Origin of the sequence: Mycobacterium sp. 1423905.2 (assembly GCF_001673155.1) — a bacterium.
Taxonomy (GTDB): Bacteria; Actinomycetota; Actinomycetes; order Mycobacteriales; family Mycobacteriaceae; genus Mycobacterium.
Map to the genome: position 1 here is coordinate 1 of NZ_LZLE01000283.1, position 801 is coordinate 801.

At 65.5% G+C, this 801-nt stretch carries 1 pseudogene; it reads right to left on the reverse strand.

Annotation, left to right across the window (positions count from 1 at the left end):
- Positions 1-801, reverse strand: a pseudogene (locus tag A9W95_RS27315) (LuxR family transcriptional regulator); the annotation flags it as partial.

Sequence of the window (801 nt, forward strand, 5' to 3'; positions counted from 1 at the left end):
CCCGGCGAGGTGAGTTGGCGGGTGCCTTCCCTTTCGCTGACCGATGAAGCGATCGAGTTGTTCAGTGACCGTGCCCGTCGGAACAGAACCTGCTCCGGATCACTCAACATCGCGTGCGACCAGTCCACCGACGCGCGCAAGGTCTGCTGTCGGCGCACCGCCGTCCGTGCTCCGCCGGTCAGCAGACGAAACGCGTCATGCAGGCTGTCGAGGATCTCCCGTGGCGACAGCGCCCGGATTCGTGCGGCGGCAAGCTCAATCGCCAGCGGTAGCCCGTCCAACCTGCGGCAGATCTCGGTCACGGTTGCCAAGTGGTCGCCAGTGATGCGGAAGTCAGGTTTGGCCCGGCGGGCACGGTCACTGAACAACTCGATCGCTTCATCGGTCAGCGAAAGGGAAGGCACCCGCCAACTCACCTCGCCGGGCACCCCGATCGGTTCGCGGCTGGTGGCGAGCAGCGTCAGGGTGGGGCAGGTGCCCAGCAGGTCGGTGATGAGTTGGGCACTGGCGTCGAGCAGATGCTCGCAGTTGTCGAGCAGCAGCAAGGTATGACGGTCGCGCAAGAAACGCACCAGGACGTTCATTGTCGGTTGGCCGGGTTGGTCGAGGAGGCCTAGCGCGCGGGAGGCCGTCACGGGTACCACGTCGGGGTCGGTTATGGGTGCCAAGTCGACGTACCACACGCCATCGGCGAAATCGGTGGCTCGGTTGGCCGCGACCTGGACGGCCAACCGGGTCTTACCCGCACCGCCGGCACCGGTCAATGTGACGAGCCGATTGTCGGTCAGCGCCTCTGCAATG